This window comes from Kitasatospora sp. NPDC001603, assembly GCF_040298365.1.
Taxonomy (GTDB): domain Bacteria; phylum Actinomycetota; class Actinomycetes; order Streptomycetales; family Streptomycetaceae; genus Kitasatospora.
The window spans coordinates 24,900-46,633 of the sequence record NZ_JBEPAA010000062.1; the positions used below are offsets into that span (position 1 = coordinate 24,900).

General features: G+C 73.4%; 14 protein-coding genes. 7 read left to right on the top strand and 7 right to left on the bottom strand.

The features are described from left to right. Window positions 1-266: 266 nt before the first annotated feature. The 4 genes from ABT263_RS29545 to ABT263_RS29560 all read right to left on the bottom strand — a co-directional run bounded on the left by ABT263_RS29545 (window position 267) and on the right by ABT263_RS29560 (window position 7,025). Window positions 267-1,457: an acyl-CoA dehydrogenase family protein gene (locus tag ABT263_RS29545; RefSeq protein ID WP_352294956.1), complete on the bottom strand. Its 1,191-nt coding sequence runs from the start codon at window positions 1,455-1,457 to the stop codon at window positions 267-269. A gap of 179 nt (window positions 1,458-1,636) precedes the next feature. Continuing rightward, a complete protein-coding gene (locus ABT263_RS29550; RefSeq protein WP_352294958.1) occupies window positions 1,637-2,623 on the bottom strand; it encodes a hydroxymethylglutaryl-CoA lyase in 987 nt (328 codons plus the stop codon). Continuing rightward, the gene (locus ABT263_RS29555) at window positions 2,620-5,019 is read right to left on the bottom strand and encodes an ATP-binding protein (protein ID WP_352294960.1); all 2,400 of its coding nucleotides are present in this window, start codon (window positions 5,017-5,019) and stop codon (window positions 2,620-2,622) included. Before ABT263_RS29555 ends, ABT263_RS29550 begins: the two co-directional genes overlap by 4 nt. 272 nt (window positions 5,020-5,291) lie before the next feature. After that, entirely contained in the window at window positions 5,292-7,025 is a 1,734-nt protein-coding gene (locus ABT263_RS29560) for a carboxyl transferase domain-containing protein (protein WP_352294962.1), read from the bottom strand. A gap of 133 nt (window positions 7,026-7,158) precedes the next feature. On the opposite strand from ABT263_RS29560, the gene ABT263_RS29565 reads away from it, so the two are divergent. Both ABT263_RS29565 and ABT263_RS29570 read left to right on the top strand, forming a co-directional pair. Then, window positions 7,159-7,815 (top strand): TetR/AcrR family transcriptional regulator, encoded by a 657-nt coding sequence (locus ABT263_RS29565; protein ID WP_352294963.1) that lies wholly within the window; start codon window positions 7,159-7,161, stop codon window positions 7,813-7,815. Between the two features lie 605 nt (window positions 7,816-8,420). Continuing rightward, window positions 8,421-12,284, top strand: coding sequence for an ABC transporter ATP-binding protein (locus ABT263_RS29570; RefSeq protein ID WP_352294985.1), 3,864 nt, complete (start codon window positions 8,421-8,423; stop codon window positions 12,282-12,284). Between the two features lie 48 nt (window positions 12,285-12,332). Here ABT263_RS29570 and ABT263_RS29575 read toward each other — a convergent pair whose 3' ends face one another. Next, the gene (locus ABT263_RS29575; protein WP_352294965.1) at window positions 12,333-13,337 is read right to left on the bottom strand and encodes an ATP-grasp domain-containing protein; all 1,005 of its coding nucleotides are present in this window, start codon (window positions 13,335-13,337) and stop codon (window positions 12,333-12,335) included. Window positions 13,338-13,499: 162 nt separating this feature from the next. Between ABT263_RS29575 and ABT263_RS29580 the strand changes: the two genes are divergently transcribed. After that, window positions 13,500-14,030, top strand: a complete 531-nt coding sequence (locus ABT263_RS29580) for an NUDIX hydrolase (protein WP_352294967.1) — start codon at window positions 13,500-13,502, stop codon at window positions 14,028-14,030. 83 nt (window positions 14,031-14,113) lie between these two features. On the opposite strand, the gene ABT263_RS29585 is transcribed toward ABT263_RS29580, so the two are convergent. Next, complete coding sequence (locus ABT263_RS29585) at window positions 14,114-15,394, bottom strand: hypothetical protein (protein WP_352294969.1); 1,281 nt, start codon at window positions 15,392-15,394, stop codon at window positions 14,114-14,116. 142 nt (window positions 15,395-15,536) lie between these two features. Continuing rightward, window positions 15,537-16,637, bottom strand: a complete 1,101-nt coding sequence (locus ABT263_RS29590; RefSeq protein WP_352294971.1) for an ABC transporter substrate-binding protein — start codon at window positions 16,635-16,637, stop codon at window positions 15,537-15,539. Window positions 16,638-17,077: 440 nt separating this feature from the next. Here ABT263_RS29590 and ABT263_RS29595 point away from each other — a divergent pair, with 440 nt between their 5' ends. From ABT263_RS29595 to ABT263_RS29610, 4 genes are all read left to right on the top strand, one after another. Further along, window positions 17,078-18,535 carry an APC family permease gene (locus ABT263_RS29595; RefSeq protein WP_352294986.1) on the top strand — a complete coding sequence of 486 codons (1,458 nt, stop codon included), beginning with the start codon at window positions 17,078-17,080 and terminating at the stop codon, window positions 18,533-18,535. A 175-nt stretch (window positions 18,536-18,710) separates the two neighbouring features. Continuing rightward, the gene (gene trpS / locus ABT263_RS29600; protein WP_352294973.1) at window positions 18,711-19,826 is read left to right on the top strand and encodes a tryptophan--tRNA ligase; all 1,116 of its coding nucleotides are present in this window, start codon (window positions 18,711-18,713) and stop codon (window positions 19,824-19,826) included. Window positions 19,827-19,924: 98 nt separating this feature from the next. Beyond that, window positions 19,925-20,881, top strand: a complete 957-nt coding sequence (locus ABT263_RS29605; protein WP_352294975.1) for a S66 peptidase family protein — start codon at window positions 19,925-19,927, stop codon at window positions 20,879-20,881. Between the two features lie 33 nt (window positions 20,882-20,914). Continuing rightward, complete coding sequence (locus ABT263_RS29610; RefSeq protein ID WP_352294977.1) at window positions 20,915-21,589, top strand: nucleoside/nucleotide kinase family protein; 675 nt, start codon at window positions 20,915-20,917, stop codon at window positions 21,587-21,589. Window positions 21,590-21,734: the final 145 nt, after the last annotated feature.

Genomic DNA, 21,734 nt, shown 5'->3' on the forward strand with positions numbered 1-21,734 from the left:
CCGCACCGAGTGCCCGGTGGCGGTGCCTTCCGCCGTCGTCGGCGCGTCCGCCCGCTGTGCTTTCGTCCGGTGCCTCGGGTGCCTCCTCTCCGGTGGGCCGGATGTTCATGGATCTCTGACGACTGCCGTGAAGGGCAGGGCGGTCTGGCCGGGCCCCGCTGTCTCTCGTGTCTCTCGGCGGCGTCTCTCGGCCTGCCGGTGCACCGGCAGGCCGAGAGACGGGGAGCAGAGGGCGCCGACGGCGCCCCGGAGCTGGTGCGGGTGCCTCAGGAGGTGACGCCGAGCTCACGGGCGATGAGCATGCGCTGCACCTCCGAAGTGCCCTCCCCGATCTCCAGGATCTTGGAGTCGCGCCAGAAGCGCGCGACCGGGAATTCGTTCATGAAGCCGTACCCGCCGTGGATCTGGGTCGCCTCACGGGCGTTGTCGACGGCGGCCTCGGACGAGTACAGCTTGGCGATCGCGGCCTCCTTCTTGAACGGTTCGCCGTGCAGCAGCCGGGATGCGGCGTCCCGCCAGGCCAGGCGGGAGGTGTGGGCGCGCATCTCCATGTCGGCGAGCTTGAACTGGATGGCCTGGTTGGCGCCGATAGGACGGCCGAAGGCCCGGCGCTGGCCGGCGTAGAGGACTGACTGGTCGACGCACCCCTGGGCCAGGCCGGTGGCCAGGGCTGCGATCGCGATGCGGCCCTCGTCGAGGATCCGCAGGAACTGGGCGTAGCCGCGGCCGCGCTCGCCCAGCAGGTTGGCCGCGGGAACGCGGCAGTCGGTAAAGGACAATTCGCGGGTGTCGGATGCGTTCCACCCGACCTTCGAGTACTTCTTGGACACCTGGAACCCCGGGGTTCCGGTGGGCACGATGATGGAAGAGATTTCCCGCCGTGGCGAGGGGAATTCGCCCTCTTCACTCGAACGAGCGATCGGTTCGGTGAGCGCGGTGACGGTGACCAGGCCGGTGATCTCGGTACCGGAGTTGGTGATGAAGCACTTGGTGCCGTTGATGACCCACTCGTCGGTGGCCTCGTCGTAGCGTGCCGTGGTGCGGGTCGCGCCGGCGTCGGAGCCGCCCTCGGGCTCGGTCAGGCCGAACGCCCCGAGCAGCTCGCCCGAGGTCAGCCGCGGCAGCCACTCGCGCTTCTGCTCCTCCGTCCCGAAGCGGTAGATCGGCATCGCGCCGAGCGAGACCGCGGCCTCCAGGGTGATCGCCACCGAGGAGTCGACCCGGGCGAGCTCCTCCAGGACCAGGCAGAGCGCGAAGTAGTCGCCGTCCATGCCCCCGTACTCCTCGGAGAACGGCAGGCCGAAGAGGCCCATCCGCCCCATCTCACGGACGATCTCGTAGGGGAACTCGCCCTGCTCGTAGAACTCGCCGATCTTCGGCGCGACCACGTCCTGGGCGAACTCGGCGACGGTGCGCCGCAGCTCCTCGTACTCGCTGTTCAGCCGGTGATCGAGCATGGTGATCCTCCTGGGGCCCGGCCGGGGTGGCCGCGGGCGTGATCGGGATGACCGCATGTCGGTCCGATGATGTGACGGACATGCGGGCTGTCGAGCGGGTCGGGTGGTACGGAGAGATCCGGCCGGACCGGGTCGCGGCCGACACGGGTCCTCGCGGGGTCTCGAAGCGTGCGGGGCGGTCAGTCCCGGCCGTCGCCGAGCAGCGCCTGGACGGTGCGCGACGGGCTCGGCCGGCCGAGTTGCCGCGCCATCCAGCCACTGGTGGAGACGAGGGCGCGGAGGTCGACGCCGGTCCGGATGCCGAGGCCGTGCAGCATCCAGACCAGGTCCTCGGTGGCCAGGTTGCCGGTGGCGCTCTTGGCGTACGGGCAGCCGCCCAGGCCGCCGGCCGAGGCGTCGACCGTGGTCACGCCGCCGCGCAGGGCGGCCAGGGTGTTGCTGAGCGCCTGGCCGTAGGTGTCGTGGAAGTGCACCGCGAGCCTGTCGACCGGGACTCCGGCCCGGCCGAAGCCGTCCAGCAGCGCGGTGACCTGGCCCGGGGTGGCGACGCCGATGGTGTCGCCGAGGCTCAGTTCGGTGCAGCCCATCTCCAGCAGCCGCACGCCGAAGCGGATCACCTGCTCGGCCGGCACCGGGCCCTCCCACGGGTCGCCGAAGCACATCGAGAGGTAGCCGCGCACGCGGACGCCGGCGCCGGTGGCGCGTTCCACCACCGGGCGGAACATCGCCATCGCCTCGTCCGCCGAGCGGTTGAGGTTGCGGCGGGCGAAGGTCTCGGTGGCGCTGGCGAACACCGCGATGTCGGTGGCGTGGTGGGCGAGCGCGCGGTCCAGCCCGCGCTCGTTGGGCACCAGGACCGGCAGTCGCAGCCCGGGGTGGCGCGCGGGCAACCCGGCCAGCCGGGGCGCCAGTTCCTCGGCGTCGGCGAGCTGGGGCACCCACTTCGGGTGGACGAAGCTGGTGGCCTCCACCGTGCGCAGGCCCGCACCGGCGAGCCGGGCGATGAACTCGGCCTTGACCTCCACGGGGACGAGGGCGCTCTCGTTCTGCAGGCCGTCGCGCGGCCCGACCTCGTGGATCCGGACCTCCTCGGGCAGGCCCGGGTCGCGGACCTCGGCGGGCAGGCCCAGGTCGAGCGCGTCGGGCTCGGGCGCGGCGGCGGTCATGACCGCACCTCGGCGGCGACCGCACCGAGCGCGGGGCCGTCCGCGGGCGATCCGGCGGAGGCCGGTCCGCCCTTCCCCGGTTCCTCCCCGCCCGGTCCGTCCTCGGCCGGGGTGACCACGACCAGCAGCTCCTCCATCGCCACCGTGGCTCCCGCGGTGGCCCGCAGCTCGCTCACGGTGCCGTCGTGCGGGGCGGCGATCACGTGTTCCATCTTCATGGCCTCCAGGACGAGCAGCGGTTGGCCCTTGCGGACCAGCTCGCCGGCCGTGGTCTTCACGACGGTGACCGTGCCGGGCATCGGGGCGGTGAGGGCGCCGTGGTGGGCCGCGCCGGCGGTGGTGCTCTCGCCGACCGGGTCGTACCCGTGCACCGGCCAGGCGTCGCCGTCGATCCCGAGCCAGGTCACCGGGCCGGTGGCCGTGCCGGTGGCCGTGCCGGGGGCGCCGTCGGCGGCCAGGGCGAACGTCGTCTGGAGCCCGTCGGCGGTGAGGTGCAGCCGGTCGCCCGACCGGACGGCCCGGGCCCGGTGGACCGGTCCGGAGCCGAGCCGGATGTCCACCTCACGGGTGATGCCCGGGGGAATGTCAGTGGCCTCGGCTACGTTGCCGACAGTGATCGGACGGATGCTCACCGACACCGGGTCCTGGCCGGGGGTGCGGAGTCGATGGGTGGTCCAGGCCGCTTGGCCGCCGATGCGCCAGCCGGAGGGAAGGGAGAAGGGATCGGTCCAGCCGTCGCCGTCGGCGGTGGGAGTGAGGCTCAGGTGCCGCGCGAGCGCGGCCGCGTAGTAGAGGAGGTGGGCGGGCGTCGGAGCCTCGGTGGGCCGGGGGTCGGTGCCCCCGGCGGCTTCGTCGGAGTGGCCGGGGTCTGCGTCGGCGGCGCCGGTGTCGGCGGTCGGACCGGTGGAGGCCGCGTTGGCCGGAGCGTAGGGCGAGGCGAGCAGTGCGGGCTGCTGCTGCGCCGTCTGCTCCACCAGCCCGGTGTCGAGGCGGCCGGCGACGACATCGGGGTGGGCGAGCAGTCGCCGCAGGAAGCCCGTGTTGGTGGTCACGCCCAGGATCCGGGTGTCGGCCAGCGCGGCGCGGAGCCGGCGCAGCGCGGTCGGGCGGTCGGGCCCGTACGCGATGACCTTGGCGAGCATGGGGTCGTAGGAGCTGGTGATCTCGGTGCCCGGGGCGACACCCGAGTCCACCCTGATGCCTTCGCCCTGCGGCTCGTCGAGGACGAGGATGCGTCCACCGGTGGGGAGGAAGTCCCGCTCCGGGTCCTCCGCACAGATCCGGGCCTCGATGGCGTGGCCCAGGAAGGAGATGTCCGGCTGGGTGAAGGCGAGGCGCTCGCCCGAGGCGATCCGCAGCTGCCACTCGACCAGGTCCAGTCGTCGCTGCTGGGTGCCGCCCGTTCCGGCGGAGCCGTCGGTGGTGCCGCCGACGGCCACGGCGAGTTCGGTGACGGGGTGTTCGACCTGGAGGCGGGTGTTCATCTCCATGAAGAAGAAGTCCCGTACCCCCTCGGTGGGGACGGGGGAGTCCGGGTCGAGGCCGGGGACGATGAACTCCACGGTGCCGGCCCCGGTGTAGCCGCAGGACTCGGCGGCGCGGACGGCGGCTGCGCCCATCGCGGCGCGGGTCTCGGCATTGAGCAGAACGGAGGGTGCTTCTTCGATCAACTTCTGGTGGCGGCGCTGCAGGCTGCACTCGCGCTCGCCGAGGTGGACGGTGGTGCCGTGGGCGTCGGCGAGTACCTGGACCTCGATGTGGCGCGGCCGGTCGATCCACCGCTCCAGCAGCAGGGTGTCGTCGCCGAAGGCGGTGCGGGCGACCCGCCGGGCGGCGGCGATCTCGGTCGGCAGCTCGGCCCGGTCCCGCACCAGGCGCATGCCCTTGCCGCCGCCACCGGCGGACGGCTTGAGCAGCACGGGGAAGCCGATCTCGTCGGCGGCCGCGACGAGTTCCCCGTCGGTGGGCGCGGTGGCCTCGCTTCCCGGGACCACCGGTACGCCGGCGGCCCGTACGGCCTCCTTGGCGTTGATCTTGTCACCCATCAGCTCGACCGCAGCGGGAGGAGGACCGATGAAGACCAGGCCCGCGTCGGCGCAGGCGCGCGCGAAGGAGGAGTTCTCGGCGAGGAAGCCGTAGCCGGGGTGAACGGCCTGGGCACCGGTGCGGCGGGCCGCGGCGAGGATCTGGTCGGTCCGCAGGTACGTCTCGGTGGCCGAGCTGTCACTGCGGTCGGCCGGTCCGAGCCGTACCGCGACATCGGCCTCGCGGACGTGCGGTGCGTCGGCGTCCGCGTCGCTGAAGACGGCGACGGAGCGCACGCCGAGCCGCCGCAGGGTGCGGATCACCCGGACGGCGATCTCGCCACGGTTGGCGACCAGAACTGTGTCGAACATGGGAGGCGATCCTCCGGGTCGAGGGGAGCCGTGCGAAGGAGGTGGTGGGAGGCGGCAGCAGCAGCGACGCGTCGTGCGCGGCCGGGGTGGGCCGCCGTCGGGCCGGGGCCCGGCCCGGGTCGGCACGCCCGGTGCGGCACGCGGGCCGACGAATTGGCCGACGAGCGGGTCGAGCGGTCCGGCGGCTCGGGTCTGGCGGGTGTGCCGGGCCCGGGAGGGCCGCTCGTCCGGAGGAGGCTCCGTGGTGACGCGCGGCCCTGCCCGGGCGGCCGTCACATCCGGAAGACGCCGTACGGGCCGGGCGGCGGGAGCGGGGCGTTGGCGCAGGCGGTGAGGGCGAGTCCGAGGACGGTGCGGGTGTCCATCGGGTCGATCACTCCGTCGTCCCAGAGCCGTGCGGTGGCGTAGTAGGCGTTCCCCTGGCGGTCGTACTGCTCGCGGACGGGGCGCTTGAACTCCTCCTCCGCCTCGGTGGGCCAGGACTCGCCGTGGGCTTCGAGCTGGTCTCGCCGGACGGTGGCCAGCACCGAGGCGGCCTGCTCGCCGCCCATCACGGAGATCTTCGCGCCCGGCCACATCCACAGGAAGCGGGGCGAGTAGGCCCGGCCGCACATCGAGTAGTTGCCGGCCCCGTACGAGCCGCCGATCACCACCGTCAGCTTCGGGACGCGGGTGGAGGCGACGGCGTTCACCATCTTGGCGCCGTGCTTGGCGATGCCGCCCGCCTCGTACTGCCGCCCGACCATGAAGCCGGTGATGTTCTGGAGGAAGAGGAGGGGGATGCCCCGCTGGTCGCACAACTCGATGAAGTGGGCGCCCTTGAGGGCGGACTCCGCGAAGAGCACACCGTTGTTGGCGACGATGCCGACGGGGTGGCCGTGGATCCGGGCGAACCCCGTCACCAGGGTCGCGCCGTACTCGGCCTTGAACTCGGCGAACCGGCTGCCGTCGACCAGCCGCGCGATCACCTCGCGGACGTCGTACGGCGTCCGGGGGTCGACCGGGACGGCTCCGTACAGACCCGCCGGGTCGACGGCGGGCGGCTCGGCCGGGGCCAGCGGCCACGGCCTGGCCGCGCGCGGGCCCAGCCCGGCGACGATGGTGCGCACGATGGAGAGGGCGTGGGCGTCGTCCTCGGCCAGGTGGTCCGTCACGCCGGAGGTGCGGGAGTGGAGGTCGCCGCCGCCGAGCTCCTCGGCGGTCACCACCTCGCCGGTGGCGGCCTTCACCAGCGGCGGTCCCCCGAGGAAGATGGTGCCCTGGTTGCGGACGATGACGGCTTGGTCGCTCATCGCCGGTACGTACGCGCCGCCCGCCGTGCAGGAGCCGAGCACGGCGGCGATCTGCGGGATCCCGGCGGCGGAGAGGCGGGCCTGGTTGTAGAAGATCCGGCCGAAGTGGTCGCGGTCCGGGAAGACCTCGTCCTGCATCGGCAGGAAGGCGCCGCCGGAGTCCACCAGGTAGACGCAGGGGAGCCGGTTCTCCAGCGCGACCTCCTGGGCGCGCAGGTGCTTCTTCACCGTCATCGGGTAGTAGGTGCCGCCCTTGACGGTGGCGTCGTTGGCGACGACGACCACCTCGCGCCCGGCGACCCGGCCGATGCCCGCGATCACGCCGGCCGCCGGAGCGGCTCCGTCGTACATCCCGTCGGCCGCCAGCGGCGCCAGTTCGAGGAACGGCGAGGCCGGGTCGAGCAGCGTGTCCACCCGGTCGCGGGGGAGCAGTTTGCCACGGGCGGTGTGGCGCGCCCGGGCCTTGGCCCCGCCGCCGAGAGCGGCCGCGGCGAGCTTCTCGCGCAGCTCGCCGACCAGCGCACGATGGGCCTCGGCGTTGGCCCGGTAGGCCTCCGAGCCCGGGTCGGCGGCGGTGCCGAGCCGGGGGGCGGGCGCGGCGGCGCCCGGTGGAACGGCTCCGGCAGCCGCGCCGTTCGTCGCGCCGCCCGCCGTGGTTCCGGCCGCTGCGCCGCCGTGGACGCCGGTGGGTGCACCGGCGGTGGAGATGACCATTCCAAGAGCTCCCTTGCTCTCGGCACCAGGTGGGCAGCAGAGCCCGGGTGTGCCTGCGACCCCCACGTTAATGAGCGTTAACTCGTGCCGCCCAGGTTAACGGGCGATAACCCGACTGTCTACGATGGGCAGCATGCCGAACGTCCCAGGCGCCTCCGCGCTCCCACGCCGTGACCAGATCCGCAGGGAGGCCGCGCGGCTGTTCGCCGCCCGGGGCTTCCTGGGCGTGGGTGTCGACGAGATCGGCAAAGCCGTCGGCATCAGCGGGCCGGGGCTCTACCGGCACTTCGCCGGCAAGGACGCGATGCTCGCCGATCTCCTGATCGGCATCAGTGAGCGCCTCCTGGAGGAGGGCCGCCGCCGGGCGGGTGGCGGCGACGGCGGCGCCGAAGCGCTGGACGCCCTGATCAGGGGGCATGTCGACTTCGCGCTGGACGACCGCGACCTGATCACCCTGCACGACCGCGAGCTGCTGAACCTCAAGGACGAGGACCGCCGGACGGTCCGCCGGCTCCAGCGCGGCTACGTCGAACTGTGGGTGGACGTGGTCCGCCGGGCCCATCCGTCGCTGGCCGTGCCCGATGCCGAGCCGGTGGCGCGGGCCGCGGTGCACGCCGTCTTCGGGCTGATCAACTCGACTCCGCACAGCCTCGGCCCGAGTCCCGCCCAGGAGGACCGCGGCGCGCAGGAGGACCGCGTCGCCCTCCAGCGCGACAGCATGGCCGCCCTGCTGCACAGCCTGGCGCACGGCGCCTTCTCGGCAGCCGCCGGCACGGCCGCGCGCAGCTGAATCGAGCGGCGCGGCCGACCGGCCCCGGCCGGGGGGCGCCCGGTCGTGTGCCGTCGCACCGAACGGTCCGACGGCAAGCGGTCCACGGCAAGCGGTCGACGGCGAGCGCTCGACGGGGCCGGGCCGGGTCCGGCTGACCACCCGCTGGACCACCGGGGTCGGTCGTCCGGCCTAGGCCCAAAGGACGGCGCCGGGCTGCGTCGGCGGCCGGTGGGCGTTCGGCGCGATCTCGTTCACCCTGGAGGGTGACGGCCGAGGCGCGCGCCCCGGCCGGGAATCACCGCAGGCCGCAGGCTGTTGGTTCCTCAGCCGGGCCGGTTCACCCGGCCTGCCCTGGCCTGAAAGTCCATGGCGGCCACCGGACGAAATGGTTAGCATCCCTAAATATGCCTGAGACTCATGGATCTACGGTGGAGCTTTCCCCGAGCGGCACCCGGACCGGCCCGCGAGGCACGAAGGGGCGGCGGGGCGGCACCGGCCTGCCCGGCGGCAAGCACGGCGGGCAGACCGCGGACGGAACCCGGCCGGACGGTGCCGGGGCCCCGGCCGACGGCGGCGGGAGCCCGGGCGAGGGTTCGGCCGCCGACGGGACCGGCACGGGCTGGCTGCGCCGGCTGATCGGCTACTGCTGGCGCTCGCGGCGCAGCGTGCTGCTCGCCTTCGGCGCCTCGATCGTCGGGATGGCCGTCACGGCGCTGGTGCCGCTGGTCACCAAGCTGATCATCGACGACGTCATCACCGCGCACACCCGCTCGCTGGCTCCGTGGGCCGTGGTGCTGCTGGCGGCGGCCGCCCTGGTGTTCGCCTGCACCCAGGTCCGCCGCTACTACGGGGGCCAGCTCGCCCTCGACGTCCAGCACGACCTGCGCAGCGACCTCTTCCGTTCGCTCGGCCGGCTCGACGGCCACCGGCAGGACCGCCTCGACACCGGCCAGGTGGTCGGCCGGGCCACCTCCGACCTCCAGCTGATCAACGGCCTGCTCTCGATGCTGCCGATGATGACCGGCTACCTGCTGATGTTCGTCATGTCGCTGGCCGTGATGCTCTGGCTGTCGCCGCCGCTCACCCTGATCGCGCTGGTCATGGGTCCGGCGCTGTGGTGGGTCTCGGTCCTGAGCCGCAAGCGGCTGTTCCCCGCCACCTGGGCGGCCCAGCAGGAGGCGGCCGCCGTCGCGGGCGTGGTCGACGAGTCGGTCGGCGGCGTCCGGGTGGTCAAGGGCTTCGGCCAGGAGTCCCAGGAGCTGGACAAGCTGGCGGCGGCCTCGCACAACCTGTTCGCGGCCCGGCTCCGGTCGATCCGGCTCAACAGCCGCTACAACCCGGCGATGCAGGCGATCCCGGCGCTCGCCCAGGTCGCGGTGCTGGCCTTCGGCGGCTGGCTGGCGGTCGAGGGCCAGGTCACCCTCGGCACCTTCGTCGCCTTCTCCACCTACGTCGCGCAGATGACCGGTCCGGTCCGGATGCTGACCATGGTCATCACCGTTGGCCAGCAGGCCCGGGCCGGTGTGGAGCGGGTGCTGCAGCTGATCGACGAGCGGCCGCTGGTGCAGGAGCGCCCGGACGCCGTCACCCTCGACTTCACCCGCGCCGACGGCTCCCACCCGGCCCACGACGACGCCGGACCGACGCCGGCCGCCGCCGACGACCGCTTCGGGTGGCCCGTCGGCCCCCGGACCGCCGAGGTGGCGCTGGAGTTCGACCAGGTCGAGTTCCGCTACGACCCCGAGCACCCCGCCCCCGTCCTGCACGGGCTCACCCTGAAGCTCGCCCCCGGCGAGACGCTGGCCCTGGTCGGCGCGTCCGGCTCGGGCAAGTCGACGGTGGCGCAGCTGGTTCCCCGGTTCTACGACCCGGCGGGCGGCGCGGTCCGGCTCTACGGCCACGACCTGCGCGACCTCACCCTCGACTCGGTGCGGTCGGCCGTCGGCATCGTTCCCGAGGAGAGCTTCCTGTTCTCCGAGACGGTCCGCACCAACATCGCGTACGGGCGGCCGGACGCCACCGACGAGCAGGTCGTGGCGGCCGCCCGGGCGGCGCAGGCGGACGAGTTCGTCCGGGAGCTGCCCGACGGGTACGCGACCAAGGTCGGTGAGCAGGGTCTGACCCTCTCCGGCGGCCAGCGCCAGCGCATAGCCCTGGCCCGGGCGATCCTCACCGACCCGCGGATCCTGCTGCTCGACGACGCCACCTCGGCGGTCGACCCGCAGATCGAGGCGGAGATCCACGACGCCCTGCGGTCGGTGATGGCCGGCCGCACCACACTGCTGATCGCGCACCGCCGGTCGACCCTCCAGCTGGCCGACCGGATCGCGGTCCTGGACCACGGCCGCCTGCTGGACATCGGTACGCACGAGGAACTCGACGCCCGATGTCCCCAGTACCGCGTCCTGATCTCCGACCCCGAGGCCGGCCGGACCAAGCCCCCGACCGCCACCGCCGCCGGGGTCGCCACCGCCGGTGCCGTCACCGCCGAGTCCGACACCGAGACCGAGTCCGAGCCCCGGACGGGCGCCCCCGCACAGCCGCCCGCTGTCACCCCGCCGACGCCCGCCCCGCCGTCGCCCGCCCTGGCGACGCCCGCGCTGGCCAAGGCGGCCCGCACCGCGGACCCCGCCCTCCTCGACAAGGTCGCCGCCCTCCCGCCGGCCACCGACACCCCGGCGGTCGCCCGGGCCGAGGCCGAGGCCGGCGACCCGGACTTCAGCCTCCGCCGCCTGCTGCGCCCGTTCCGCCGCCCGCTCGCCCTCGCCCTGCTCCTGGTCACCCTGGACGCGGGCGCCGGGCTGGTGCTGCCGATCCTGATCCGGCACGGCATCGACGACGGCGTGAGCAAGGGCCTGATGTCGGGCGTCGCCGCCGCCTCGCTGGTGGCGCTGGTGATCGTGCTGCTGGACTGGCTGGTGCAGAGCGCCGAGAGCCGGGTCAGCGGCCGCACCGGCGAGCGGGTGCTCTACACCCTCCGGCTCAAGATCTTCGCGCACCTCAACCGGCTCGGCCTGGACTACTACGAGCGCGAGCTGTCCGGCCGGATCATGACCCGGATGACCACCGACCTGGACTCGCTGACCTCCTTCCTGCAGACCGGGGTGGTCACGGCGGTGGTCAGCCTGCTGACGTTCCTCGGCATCTTCGCCGCCCTGCTGATCATCGACGCGGGCCTGGCCCTGGTGGTCTTCGCCGTGCTGCCGCTGCTGGTGGTGGCGACGCTGGTGTTCCGCAAGAAGTCCAAGACGCAGTACGAGATCTCCCGCGACCTGATCAGCACGGTCAACGCCGACCTCCAGGAGAACGTCGCGGGCATGCGGATCGTCCAGGCCTTCCGTCGGCTGGACGCCAACACCGACCGCTTCGTCGCCCGGGGGATGGCCTACCGCGAGGCCCGGGTGCGGGCGCAGCTCTACATCTCGCTGTACTTCCCGTTCGTGCAGTTCCTCTCCAGCGTCGCCGCCGCACTGGTACTGATCGTGGGGGCCTCGCGGGTCGACGCCGGGACGCTGACGGTCGGCGCCCTGGTGGCGTACCTGCTCTACATCGACCTCTTCTTCGCACCGGTCAACCAGCTCTCGCAGGTGTTCGACGGCTACCAGCAGGCCGCCGTCGGTCTGGGCCGCACGCGTGAGCTGCTGCGGACCCCGACCACCACCGCCGAGGCCGCCGATCCGGTGCCGGTGACGGCGGCGCTCCGCGGCGAGATCGAGTTCGTGGGCGTCGGCTTCGCCTACAACGGCGGCGCCGACGGGGCCCGGGAGGTGCTCACCGGAGTGGATCTCCGGATACCCGCCGGCCAGACGGTGGCGCTGGTCGGTGAGACGGGCGCCGGCAAGTCGACCCTGGTCAAGCTGGTCGCCCGGTTCTACGACGCGACCTCCGGCACCGTCCGGGTGGACGGCGTCGACCTGACCAGGTACGACCTCGCGCAGTACCGCCACCGGCTCGGCGTCGTGCCGCAGGAGGCCTACCTGTTCGCGGGCACGGTGCGCGAGGCGATCGCGTACGGCCGGCCCTCGGCCACAGCGGCCGAGGTGGAGGCGGCGGCCCGGGCGGTCGGTGCGCACGACATGATCCGCCACCTGTCCGACGGGTACGACCACGAGGTCACCGGCCGTGGGCGGAACCTCTCGGCGGGGCAGCGCCAGCTGATCGCGCTGGCCCGGGCCGAACTGGTCGACCCGGACATCCTGCTCCTGGACGAGGCCACCGCCGCGCTCGACCTGGCCACCGAGGCGGCGGTCAACCACGCGGCGGACCGGCTCAGCGGCGGCCGCACCACGCTGGTCATCGCCCACCGCCTCACCACCGCGGAACGCGCCGACCGGGTCGTCGTCCTGGACCACGGCAGGGTGGTCGAGGACGGCACGCACACCGAACTGCTCGCGCGGGGAGGCATGTACACGCGGCTCTGGCAGGCGTTCATCGCCGACAAGCACCCGGTGCCCGACGAGGCGGCGGGCCAGGTCCTCGGCCGCTGAGCCTCCCGGTCCCGCAGTCCGCCGCCCGGCCGTCGCGCCGAACCGGCGTCAGGCCGCGATCAGCGAGGTGAGCAGCGCGGAGGCGTCGATACCGCGCGGCAGGTCGCTGACCTGACCGTCACCCACCTCCACCACCCGCCAGCCGGAGCCGTCGGCCCGGCTGGCGAGGTCGGTGGTGACGAAGCGGCAGCCGAGGGCACGGACCAGCGGCCGGACGTCGGTGAGGTCCGGTTCGGCCGACTGGCCGGGCGTGTCCGGATGGGGACCGACCAGCACGGGTTCGCCGTCCAGCCACCAGACCCGGGCCTCCACCGCCCGCTCGTCCCCGCCCCGGCGGGCCCCGGAGGCACCGTCGCTCGCGCCTTCCCCCGGTTCCTCCGGCCCGTCCCCGTTCCCGCCGCTCCCGTTCTGCCCGGTCCCGTTCCGCCCGCTCCCGGCGCCCCCGGCCCGTCGGAACTCCTCGTACCGGCGCAGCACCACGCCGCCGGTGAGGTACTCGCCCTGCAACTCGACGAAGCGCGCCACCACCCGCCCGACGGCAGCCAGGTCGGCCATGTCGGGGACGTAGCAGGCCTCGTGCCACTCGTGCTTCCGGGACTTCACGTAGTCCTTGACGATCGCCGGACCGCGCCCGCCGAGCCGCTCGACGGCGGCGGCGAGTTCCGCCGGCTCCGGCCGGGCCGCCGTCCGCACCGGAATCCAGACGCTCGGCGGTGTCGCCCCCTCGAACACCCCGTACCAGCCGGGCAGTTCGTGCGCCGAGGCGTACCCGGCCGCGCTGGTCAGCAGATGGGCGCCGCGCCCGGCCAGCGCCCGGGCGAAGGCCGCGTAGTCGGCCGACGGAACCATCCAACCCCGGTACCAGAGCGGGCCGCAGTCCCGCGGTACCTGACGGACCGCCTCCTCCGCGTTCCCCGCGAGCAGTGCGTCGTGGTCGACGAGGTACAGCTCACCACCCAGGCCCCGCAGGACACGGGCCTCCCAGGCGAAGTGCGGATCGGGCCGGTGCGGGTTGAGCGGGTCGGCCGGGAAGAGGAGCGCGGGTGCGGGCATGGGCGTCAGGCTACGTCCACCGGCCGTTTCCGGCGGTGCCAACACCCCTTCTCCGCCGGGGCGATGCCGTTCCCGCGGCCCACCGTCCGCTCGACGCCGCCCGCCCATCGACCCGCCCGCAATCCGTTCGACGCAGCCGGGCCGAACTGGGAAGGTGACCCGATGCGAAATCTGTGGCAACGCGCGAAGCGAACCCCGAGGCAGGCCGCCCGGACGGTGGTACTCGACGAGAACGGGTCGGTCTTCCTCCTCCGCTCGGACAACAGCGAGGTCGGCGTCCACTGGACCATGCCCGGCGGCGGCATCGAGAAGGACGAGACGCCGTGGACCGGCGCCCGTCGTGAGCTCTGGGAGGAGACCGGCTGGACCGATCTCGAACCCGGCCCGTTGCTCTGCACCTGGGAACACGACTTCACCTGGCACGGCATACCCGTCCGCCAGCACGAGCACATCTACCTGACCAGCGGGCCGCACCGGGAGCCGGTGGGCGACCTCAGCGCGATGCACGCCGCCGACCGGATCCTCGACTGGCGCTGGTGGACGGCCGACGACCTCACCGACGAAGGCGCCGACGCGGTCTGGCCGCCTCGGCTCGCGGAGCTGCTGGCCGACGTCCGGGAGGGCTGGCTGGCCGACCGCCGCGAGCCGGTGCCCGTCGAGTTCGGCTACGTCCCGAACGCGCCGAGGGTCTGACGCGCCCGCCGCTTCGGCGTCCTAGACGAGGCGGCGCCCCTGGCGGCCGGCCCGGTGGCTCCCGACGGCCCGTCCCCCGCAGGCTACGAGGGCTGCTGCTGCCCGCCGCGTCGGCCCGCCCGCCCGGCCGGGCCGACCTGCCAGCCGTGCAGGTCGAGCTCCCGGTCGTGCAGCGCGCCGGGGTTGATCAGCACCGAGAGCTGCGCGGAAGCCAGCTGGTCGAGGGCGAGGCCGGTGGCGGACAGCAGGTGGTCGGTCGACACCGAGACGGCGATGGCGGGTCGCCAGCCCGGCAGGATCACCAGACTGGTGCCGCGGCCGATGCGCACGGGCTCGGCCGCCACCCGGACCGGCCGCCGTTCTTCGGGGCGGCCGACGGCCTCGGGGAGCTGGGGGGTGCTGCCGATCAGGATGCCCAGCGGCGTCTCGGCGCTCCCGCCGGGGGCGCTCCCGTCGTTACCGTCCGCCTCCCCACCGGCGCCGGCCACCGGCCCCGCCGCCCCGACGAGCGGGTCTGGGGTCGTCGGCGGCAGGAGGAGCGCAGGAGCGGCGGCCCCGGCGCCGGAAGCCTCCAGCAGCCGGTCCGGTCCGGGGGCCTCCGGGTGCATCCGGCGTAGCCGCCGGGAGGGGGAGGGCCGCTTGGACAGGACGGTCCGCAGCTCCGCCTGAGCGGCCCGGAGCACGGGGACGCTGCGTTCCTCCGTCGGCTCCGGCGCCCGGAGCCGTACGAACGCCTCCGGGCCGGTGGTCGACGCGGTCCGGGGCCCGTCCGCCGCTCCCGCTTCGGTGCCTCCGAGGGCTTCGGCGAGCAGCGCGCGGACCTCGGCGACCGGCCGACGACAGGCGGCGGCCAGCTCGGCGAGCGAGCGGCCCTGGCCGTGGGCGGTGCGCAGCCGGTCGGCCAGCCCCGCGCGGAGCCGGGCGGCCGCCTGTCCGTTCGCGTCGACGGCACGCCCGGCGCCACCCGGGCCATCGCCGCCATCGCCGCCGACACCGCGTCTACCGGCGCCTTCACCAGGGCTTTCAGCAGCGCCGGTGCCGGAGTCCCGGACGTCCTCCCCGTCGGCCCCACCGCCCCGGGGCCGCGGCACGGACCCGTCGGCGGAGGCCCCGCCGGCACCGTGGTCGCCGGCCGGGGCCGCCAGCGTGCAGCGCGAGTCCACGGCTGCGGTGCTCGCCCCGGTTCCCGGTATGCCCTCGGTGGCAGGCGTCCGGTGGGACCCGTGGGACGCGCAGGCCACAGCACCGCCCCTGGGCACGCCGCCCCCGGGCACGCCGACCGCGAGCGCGCCGACGGAGGACGCGCCGGCGGTGGGTGGGCCGGACGGGGGCAGGTCGGCGGCGTTCTGATGGAGCGTGGTCATCGGCAGGTGCCCTTCGGGGTACGGTCCCGATGATCCTCCCGCACGCCGGGACCAGCTCCAAGCGCCTTACCGGCGGGTGTGTGCGAGGACACCGCCCTGGTCAGCTCCGCTCCCGCTGTGCCGCCCGCCGTGCGGTCCGGGCTCAGGTGCCCGGTGCGACGAACCCCTTGAGGTCGGCCAGCACGGCATTGGCCGCCAGGACGCCGAGCCCGAGGAACCAGGTCTCGTCCGAAACCGGCCGCGCCTGGCCGGACTTGGTCGCCCCGAGGGTCTTCCAGAGCGCGCCGCCGAGCACCGCGTCCTGGTTGGTGGAGCTGGGGCTGCCGTACACGCCGTAGAAGATCCAGTCGGCGTCGGCCTTGTCGATCTGCTCGGGGCTGATCTCGACCGCGAGTTCCTTGACCTGCTCGATCTTGGGCTGCGGCAGCGGCACGTCGGTGAGGATGGTGCCGATGAAGGAGAGCTCGGCGTAGAGCCGGGTCTTGCCGGGCATGAAGCGCAGCGGCGTGATGGTGGGCCGCTTGTCGCCCAGCCCGGCGCCGATCGCGGTGGCCGCGGCCTGGTACGCGTCGAGCTGGGCCTGAGCCTGCGCCTCCAGCCCGAACGGCGCGGCGTTGAGCTTGAAGTTCTGCTTCCAGGGGTAGCCCGGGCGCAGTGAGAAGACGGTCGGCGCGATCTTGGAGAGCTGCGCGTACTGGTCCTGCGCGCGCAGCTGGCTGCCGAGGATCAGGTCGGGCTTGAGCGCGGCGATGGCCTCCAGGTTGAGGCTGTTGACGGTGCCGACGGCGGCCGGGCTGCCGACCGCGTCCTTGAGGTAGGCCGGCATGCTCTTGGAACCGTCGGTGTAGACGACGCCGACCGGCTGGATGCCCAGGGCGACGACGTTGTCGAGCTCGCCGGTGTCCAGCACCACGACCCGGACCGGCTTGGCCGGGATGACGGTCTCGCCCATGGCGTGCTTGACGGTGCGCGGGTAGACGCCGGGGGCGGCGTCGGTGCCGAAGTCCTTCATCTTCTCGATCACGGCGGCGTAGTCGTCGCCGCCCTGCTTGACCGACTTCTGGTTCGGCGAGGAGCCGGACGAGGCCTGCGCCGACCCGCTCGCGGCTCCGCCGGAGCTGCCACAGGCGGTGAGCAGCCCGCCGAGGCCGAGGACGGCACCACCGGTGAGCCCGGCGGCGAGGAACCGCCGGCGGGACGGGGTGCGGCTGACGAGGGTCCGGTCGGCGGGGTGGGGGGCCACGCGACGCTCCTTCTCGATCGATCGATGTTAGGTGAGGCAAACCTATCCGACGGTTCGGACCGGATCGATCGAGGGTTCGGAATGCGGGGAGAAATCGTCTCAACCCATGACATAAGGGATAAATCAAATCGCCCTCGGTCCTTGGAAACCAAGGTACATGAGTCTCACTGCCGTGATTCCCCTGCTCAGTCTCCATTTGTGGCGAAGGAATCGAAGCGAGTGGCTCAGATCACCAAGGGTTGGCCTACACAACCTTCGACGCCTCCACCTAGGGTGCGCAGGTGTTTGATCAGCAGCTCTCAGAGCACGGAAGCAGCGGACGGGCAACGGCGCCCGCCGCTCCGCAGGGCGCCCCGGACAGTGGCGCCAGTGGTGGAGTCCCCGACCGGGGGGCGGCGGGGGCAGCGGGGGACAAGGGCCTACGGGGGAACTCGGTAGGCCTGTTGAGCAGCGTGGTCCTGGGCCTCTCCACGGTCGCCCCGGTCTACTGCCTGACCGCGACGCTGGGCCCGACGGTCACGGCCGTCGGCGTGCAGATGCCCGCGGTGTTCCTGGCCGGCTTCCTGCCGATGCTGCTCGTCGCGTTCGCCTACAAGGAGCTGAACAAGGACTTCCCGGACTGCGGCACGTCCTTCAGCTGGACGGTCCGGGCCTTCGGCCCCCGGGTCGGCTGGATGGCGGGCTGGGGCCTGACGGTCGCGACCATCATCGTGCTCTCCAACCTGGCCGGGGTGGCGACCGACTTCCTCTACCTGATGCTCGGTGAGATGACCGGCAGCGGCGGGATCGCCGAACTGAACGACAACAAGGCCGTTCACCTGCTCACCGTGGTCGTGCTGATCGCCGCCGCCACCGCGATGAGCTACCGGGGGATGACGGCCACCAAGTGGTTCCAGTACAGCCTGGTCGGCCTCCAGCTGGCCGTCCTGGTGCTCTTCTCGGTCATCGCCATCGGCAAGGCCGCCGCCGGCGACCTGCCGCACTCGATCGGCTTCTCCGCCTCCTGGCTCGACCCGCTCCAGGTGAGCTCGTTCAGCGCGTTCACCGCCGGGCTGTCGCTCTCGATCTTCATGTACTGGGGCTGGGACACCTGCCTCACCATGAACGAGGAGACCCTCGGCAGCGCCAAGACCCCGGGCCGGGCCGCGATGATCTCCATGGTCACCCTGGTGGGCTCGTACCTGCTGGTCGCGATCGCCGCCCAGATGTTCGCCGGCGTCGGCGCCACCGGTACCGGTCTCGGCAACCCGGACACCGCCGACAACGTCTTCTCCGCGCTGGCCCGGCCGGTGCTCGGCTCGCCGTGGAGCATCCTGCTCTTCCTGGCCGTGGTCGCCAGCGCCGCCGCCAGCCTGCAGACCACCTTCATCCCGGTGGCCCGCACCCTGCTCGCGATGAGCTCCTACCGGGCCGTGCCGCCGCGCTTCGGCACCGTGCACCCGCGCTTCCGCACCCCCGGCTACGCGACGGTCGCCGCCGGCGCCGCCACCGCGGTGTTCTACGTCGGGATGAGCCTGATCAGCGAGAACGTCGTCCAGGACACCATCCTGGCGCTCGGGCTGATGATCTGCTTCTACTACGCCCTGACCGCCTTCGCCTGCGTCTGGCACTTCCGCGCCTCGCTGCGCACCAGCCCGCGGAACCTCGTGCTGCGCGGCCTCGCACCCCTGCTTGGCGGGGTGCTGCTCGCCGGTGTCTTCCTGCAGACCCTCACCGACGCCTGGGACCCGGAGTACGGCAGCGGCGCCGTCCTCGGCATCGGCTCGGTGTTCGTCATCGGCGTCGGCATCCTGCTGCTCGGGGCGGTGCTGATGACCTGCTACGCCGCGTTCCGGCCCGAGTTCTTCCGCGGCGAGACCCTGCACGCGGGAACGCCCGCGCTGGTCGTGGAGGACTGACGCTATCCTCGAACGCATGAAGCGCTTCGCAGGTCTCGACTGGTGGCCGTCCTAGGACGGCCACCAGCCACGCCTGAACAGGGCCGTCCGGATGGACGGCCCTGTCGCGTTCTCCGACGGGACGGGCCCGGAACCCCGGACGGCCGCCGCCACCGCCGTTCCGAGGAGAGATCCGATGACCACCACCGTCCCCGTCCCCGCCGCCACCGCCACCCATCCCGCCGTCGACCGGCCGACCGTCGACCATCCGACCGTCGACCGGCCCGGCGCAGATCTGGACGAGCTGATCCGCCGGGACCCTGGCGCCCACCGTGTCCTGACCGGCGACCGCCCCACCGGCCCGCTCCACCTCGGCCACTACTTCGGCACCCTGCAGAACCGGGTCCGCCTCCAGCGCCTCGGCACCGAGATGTTCGTCGTGGTCGCCGACTACCAGGTCATCACCGACCGGGACGTCGCCGACCGCCTCGCCGAGCACACCGAGAACCTCGTCCTCGACTACCTGGCCGCCGGGCTCGACCCGGACCGCGCCACGATCTTCGCCCACAGCGCCGTCCCCGCCCTCAACCAGCTCCTGCTCCCCTTCCTCAGTCTGGTCAGCGTGGCGGAACTGGGCCGCAACCCCACCGTCAAGGACGAGATCGCCCACTCCGGCCAGTCCGTGGTGAACGGGCTGATGTTCACCTACCCCGTCCACCAGGCCGCCGACATCCTCTTCTGCAAGGCGAACGTCGTGCCGGTCGGCCAGGACCAGTTGCCCCACCTCGAAGTGGCCCGCACCGTCGCCCGCCGCTTCAACGAGCGCTACCCGCACCCGGACGGCACCGGTGTCTTCCCCCGCCCGGACGCCCTGCTGTCCGCCGCCCCCATGCTGCTCGGCACCGACGGCGGAAAGATGAGCAAGAGCCGCGGCAACGCCGTCGCGCTCTCCGCCACCGCCGACGCCACCGCCCGGCTGATCCGCGGCGCCAGGACCGACACCGACCGCCGGATCACCTACGAGCCGGCCGCCCGGCCCGAGGTCTCCAGCCTGGTCCTGCTCGCGGCGCTCTGCCAGGACCGCGCACCGGAACTGGTCGCCGAGGAGATCGGTGACGGCGGCGCCGCCGCGCTGAAGCGCACGGTGACCGAGGCCGTCAACGAACGCTTCGGCCCGATGCGCGCCCGCCGCGAGGAACTCGCCGCCGACCGCGGATACGTCCGACAGGTCCTGCGGGACGGTGCCGAACGGGCCAACGCCGTCGCCGACGCCACCCTCGCCGAGGTCAGGGCGGTGATGGGATCGGTCTGAACCGAACGGGGCATACCACCTCCGGGCGGCTCCGGCCGGTCTGAGCGCGCGTCACCCCTCCCCACAGCGCCACCCGCACCCCTGGAAGGATCCCGGCCATGGACCAGTACCCGACCACGCCCGGCCGTGGGCTGACCCGCCCGCCGCAGCTCCGTCCGGGGGACCACGTCGTCGTGGTCGCCCCCAGCAGCCCGATCGACCCCGAGCGGCTCACCGCCGGGTGCGCGATCCTGCGCTCCTGGGGGCTGCGGGTCACCGTCGCCCCGCACGTCCTCGACACCCACCCCACCCTCGGCCACCTGGCCGGCACCGACGCGGACCGGGCGGCGGACCTCCAGTCCGCCTGGCTCGACCCCACCGTCGACGCCGTCATCTGCGCCCGCGGCGGCTACGGCGTCCACCGCATGGTCGACCTGCTCGACTGGGACGCGATGCGCGCCGCCCCGCCCAAGGTCCTGGTCGGCTTCAGCGACGTCTCCTCCCTGCACGAGGCCTTCGCCCAGCGCCTCGGCGTGGCCACGCTGTACGGGCCGATGAGCTCCGGCGCCTCCTTCATCGCCGACGGACCGACGGCCGAGCACCTGCGGCGCACCCTCTTCGACCCCTCGGCCACGACGGTCCTCACCTCGGCCACCGCCTCGGCCCTCGTCCCCGGCCGGGCCCGCGGCATCACCGCCGGGGGCTGCGTGCACGTCCTCACCGCCGAGCGCGGCACGCCCGCGGGCCGGCCGTCCTACGCCGGCAGCATCCTGATCCTGGAGGACGTCAACGAGCATCCGTACCAGCTCGACCGCCTCCTCACCCAACTGCTGCGCTCCGGCGCCTTCGAAGGGGTCGCGGGGATCGCCCTCGGCTCCTGGGAGGGCTGCGGCCGCCCCGAGCGGGTCCGGGAGCTCATGCTCGACCGGCTCGGGCCGCTCGGCGTCCCCGTCCTGTGGGAGCTGGGCTTCGGCCACTGCCCCTCCACCCTCACCGTCCCGCTGGGCCTGCCCGCCCTGCTCGACGCCGACGCCGGGACCCTCACCCTGGAGACGCCCGCACTCGCCGCCCGCTGAGGCCGGCCGCGCCGGGATCAGTAGGGTGCGGCCATGAACGAGGACACCCTCATCACCCTCGCGCTCGGCCTCCTCCGGGGGCCGGGCAGCAATGCCCGCGCCATCCTCGGACTTGCCGGCCCGCCCGGCGCCGGCAAGTCCACCCTGGCCCGGTACCTGGTCGCCGAGGTCGAGCGCCGGGAGGGACCCGGCAGCGCCGCCTACCTCCCGCTCGACGGCTTCCACCTCTCCGCCGCCCAGCTGGACCGGCTCGGCCTGACCCACCGCAAGGGCGCGCCCGCCACCTTCGACGCGCACGGCTACGTCGCACTGCTGCGCCGGGTCGCGGCGGACCGGTTCCAGCCCATCTACGTCCCCGACTTCGACCGCCGCCTCGACGAACCCGTCGCCGCCCGCCATGTCGTGCCGCCGCAGGCCCGCCTCGTCGTCACCGAGGGCAACTACCTCGCCGCCGCCGAACACCCCTGGCCGGACGCCCGCCGACTCATGCGCGAGCTCTGGTACGTCGACACCGACGACAGCCTCCGCGAGGAGCGCCTGGTCGAGCGCCACCGGGCCGGTGGCCGCGACGAGGCCACGGCCCGGCAGTGGGTCACCGGCAACGACCACCCGAACGGCGAGTACGTGAAGGCCGGCCGCTCGCTCTGCACGCGGACGGTGCCCGGCACCGGGTTGCCTCAGGCTCCGGACGGGCGTAGTGTTCTCTAGTCGCTCGGCTGGGAGCACCGGACACGTGTCTACGCGGACGGTCCCGGAGTGGCCAATCCCTTGAAACATCACTTCCCGGTTCGGGCTGGGTTGTGCTTTGTCATTTCGACGGCAGGCACGGCTCATGCCTTATTCGGTGTGCCTG

Excerpts from the sequence above, each read along its gene's own strand:
- ABT263_RS29560 (WP_352294962.1), bottom strand. The coding sequence starts at position 7,025 with ATGGTCATCTCCACCGCCGGTGCACCCACCGGCGTCCACGGCGGCGCA.
- ABT263_RS29585 (WP_352294969.1), bottom strand. The coding sequence starts at position 15,394 with ATGACCACGCTCCATCAGAACGCCGCCGACCTGCCCCCGTCCGGCCCA.
- ABT263_RS29610 (WP_352294977.1), top strand. The coding sequence starts at position 20,915 with ATGAACGAGGACACCCTCATCACCCTCGCGCTCGGCCTCCTCCGGGGG.
- ABT263_RS29550 (WP_352294958.1), bottom strand. The coding sequence starts at position 2,623 with ATGACCGCCGCCGCGCCCGAGCCCGACGCGCTCGACCTGGGCCTGCCC.
- ABT263_RS29565 (WP_352294963.1), top strand. The coding sequence starts at position 7,159 with ATGCCGAACGTCCCAGGCGCCTCCGCGCTCCCACGCCGTGACCAGATC.
- ABT263_RS29555 (WP_352294960.1), bottom strand. The coding sequence starts at position 5,019 with ATGTTCGACACAGTTCTGGTCGCCAACCGTGGCGAGATCGCCGTCCGG.
- ABT263_RS29580 (WP_352294967.1), top strand. The coding sequence starts at position 13,500 with ATGCGAAATCTGTGGCAACGCGCGAAGCGAACCCCGAGGCAGGCCGCC.
- ABT263_RS29605 (WP_352294975.1), top strand. The coding sequence starts at position 19,925 with ATGGACCAGTACCCGACCACGCCCGGCCGTGGGCTGACCCGCCCGCCG.
- ABT263_RS29545 (WP_352294956.1), bottom strand. The coding sequence starts at position 1,457 with ATGCTCGATCACCGGCTGAACAGCGAGTACGAGGAGCTGCGGCGCACC.
- ABT263_RS29575 (WP_352294965.1), bottom strand. The coding sequence starts at position 13,337 with ATGCCCGCACCCGCGCTCCTCTTCCCGGCCGACCCGCTCAACCCGCAC.
- trpS (WP_352294973.1), top strand. The coding sequence starts at position 18,711 with ATGACCACCACCGTCCCCGTCCCCGCCGCCACCGCCACCCATCCCGCC.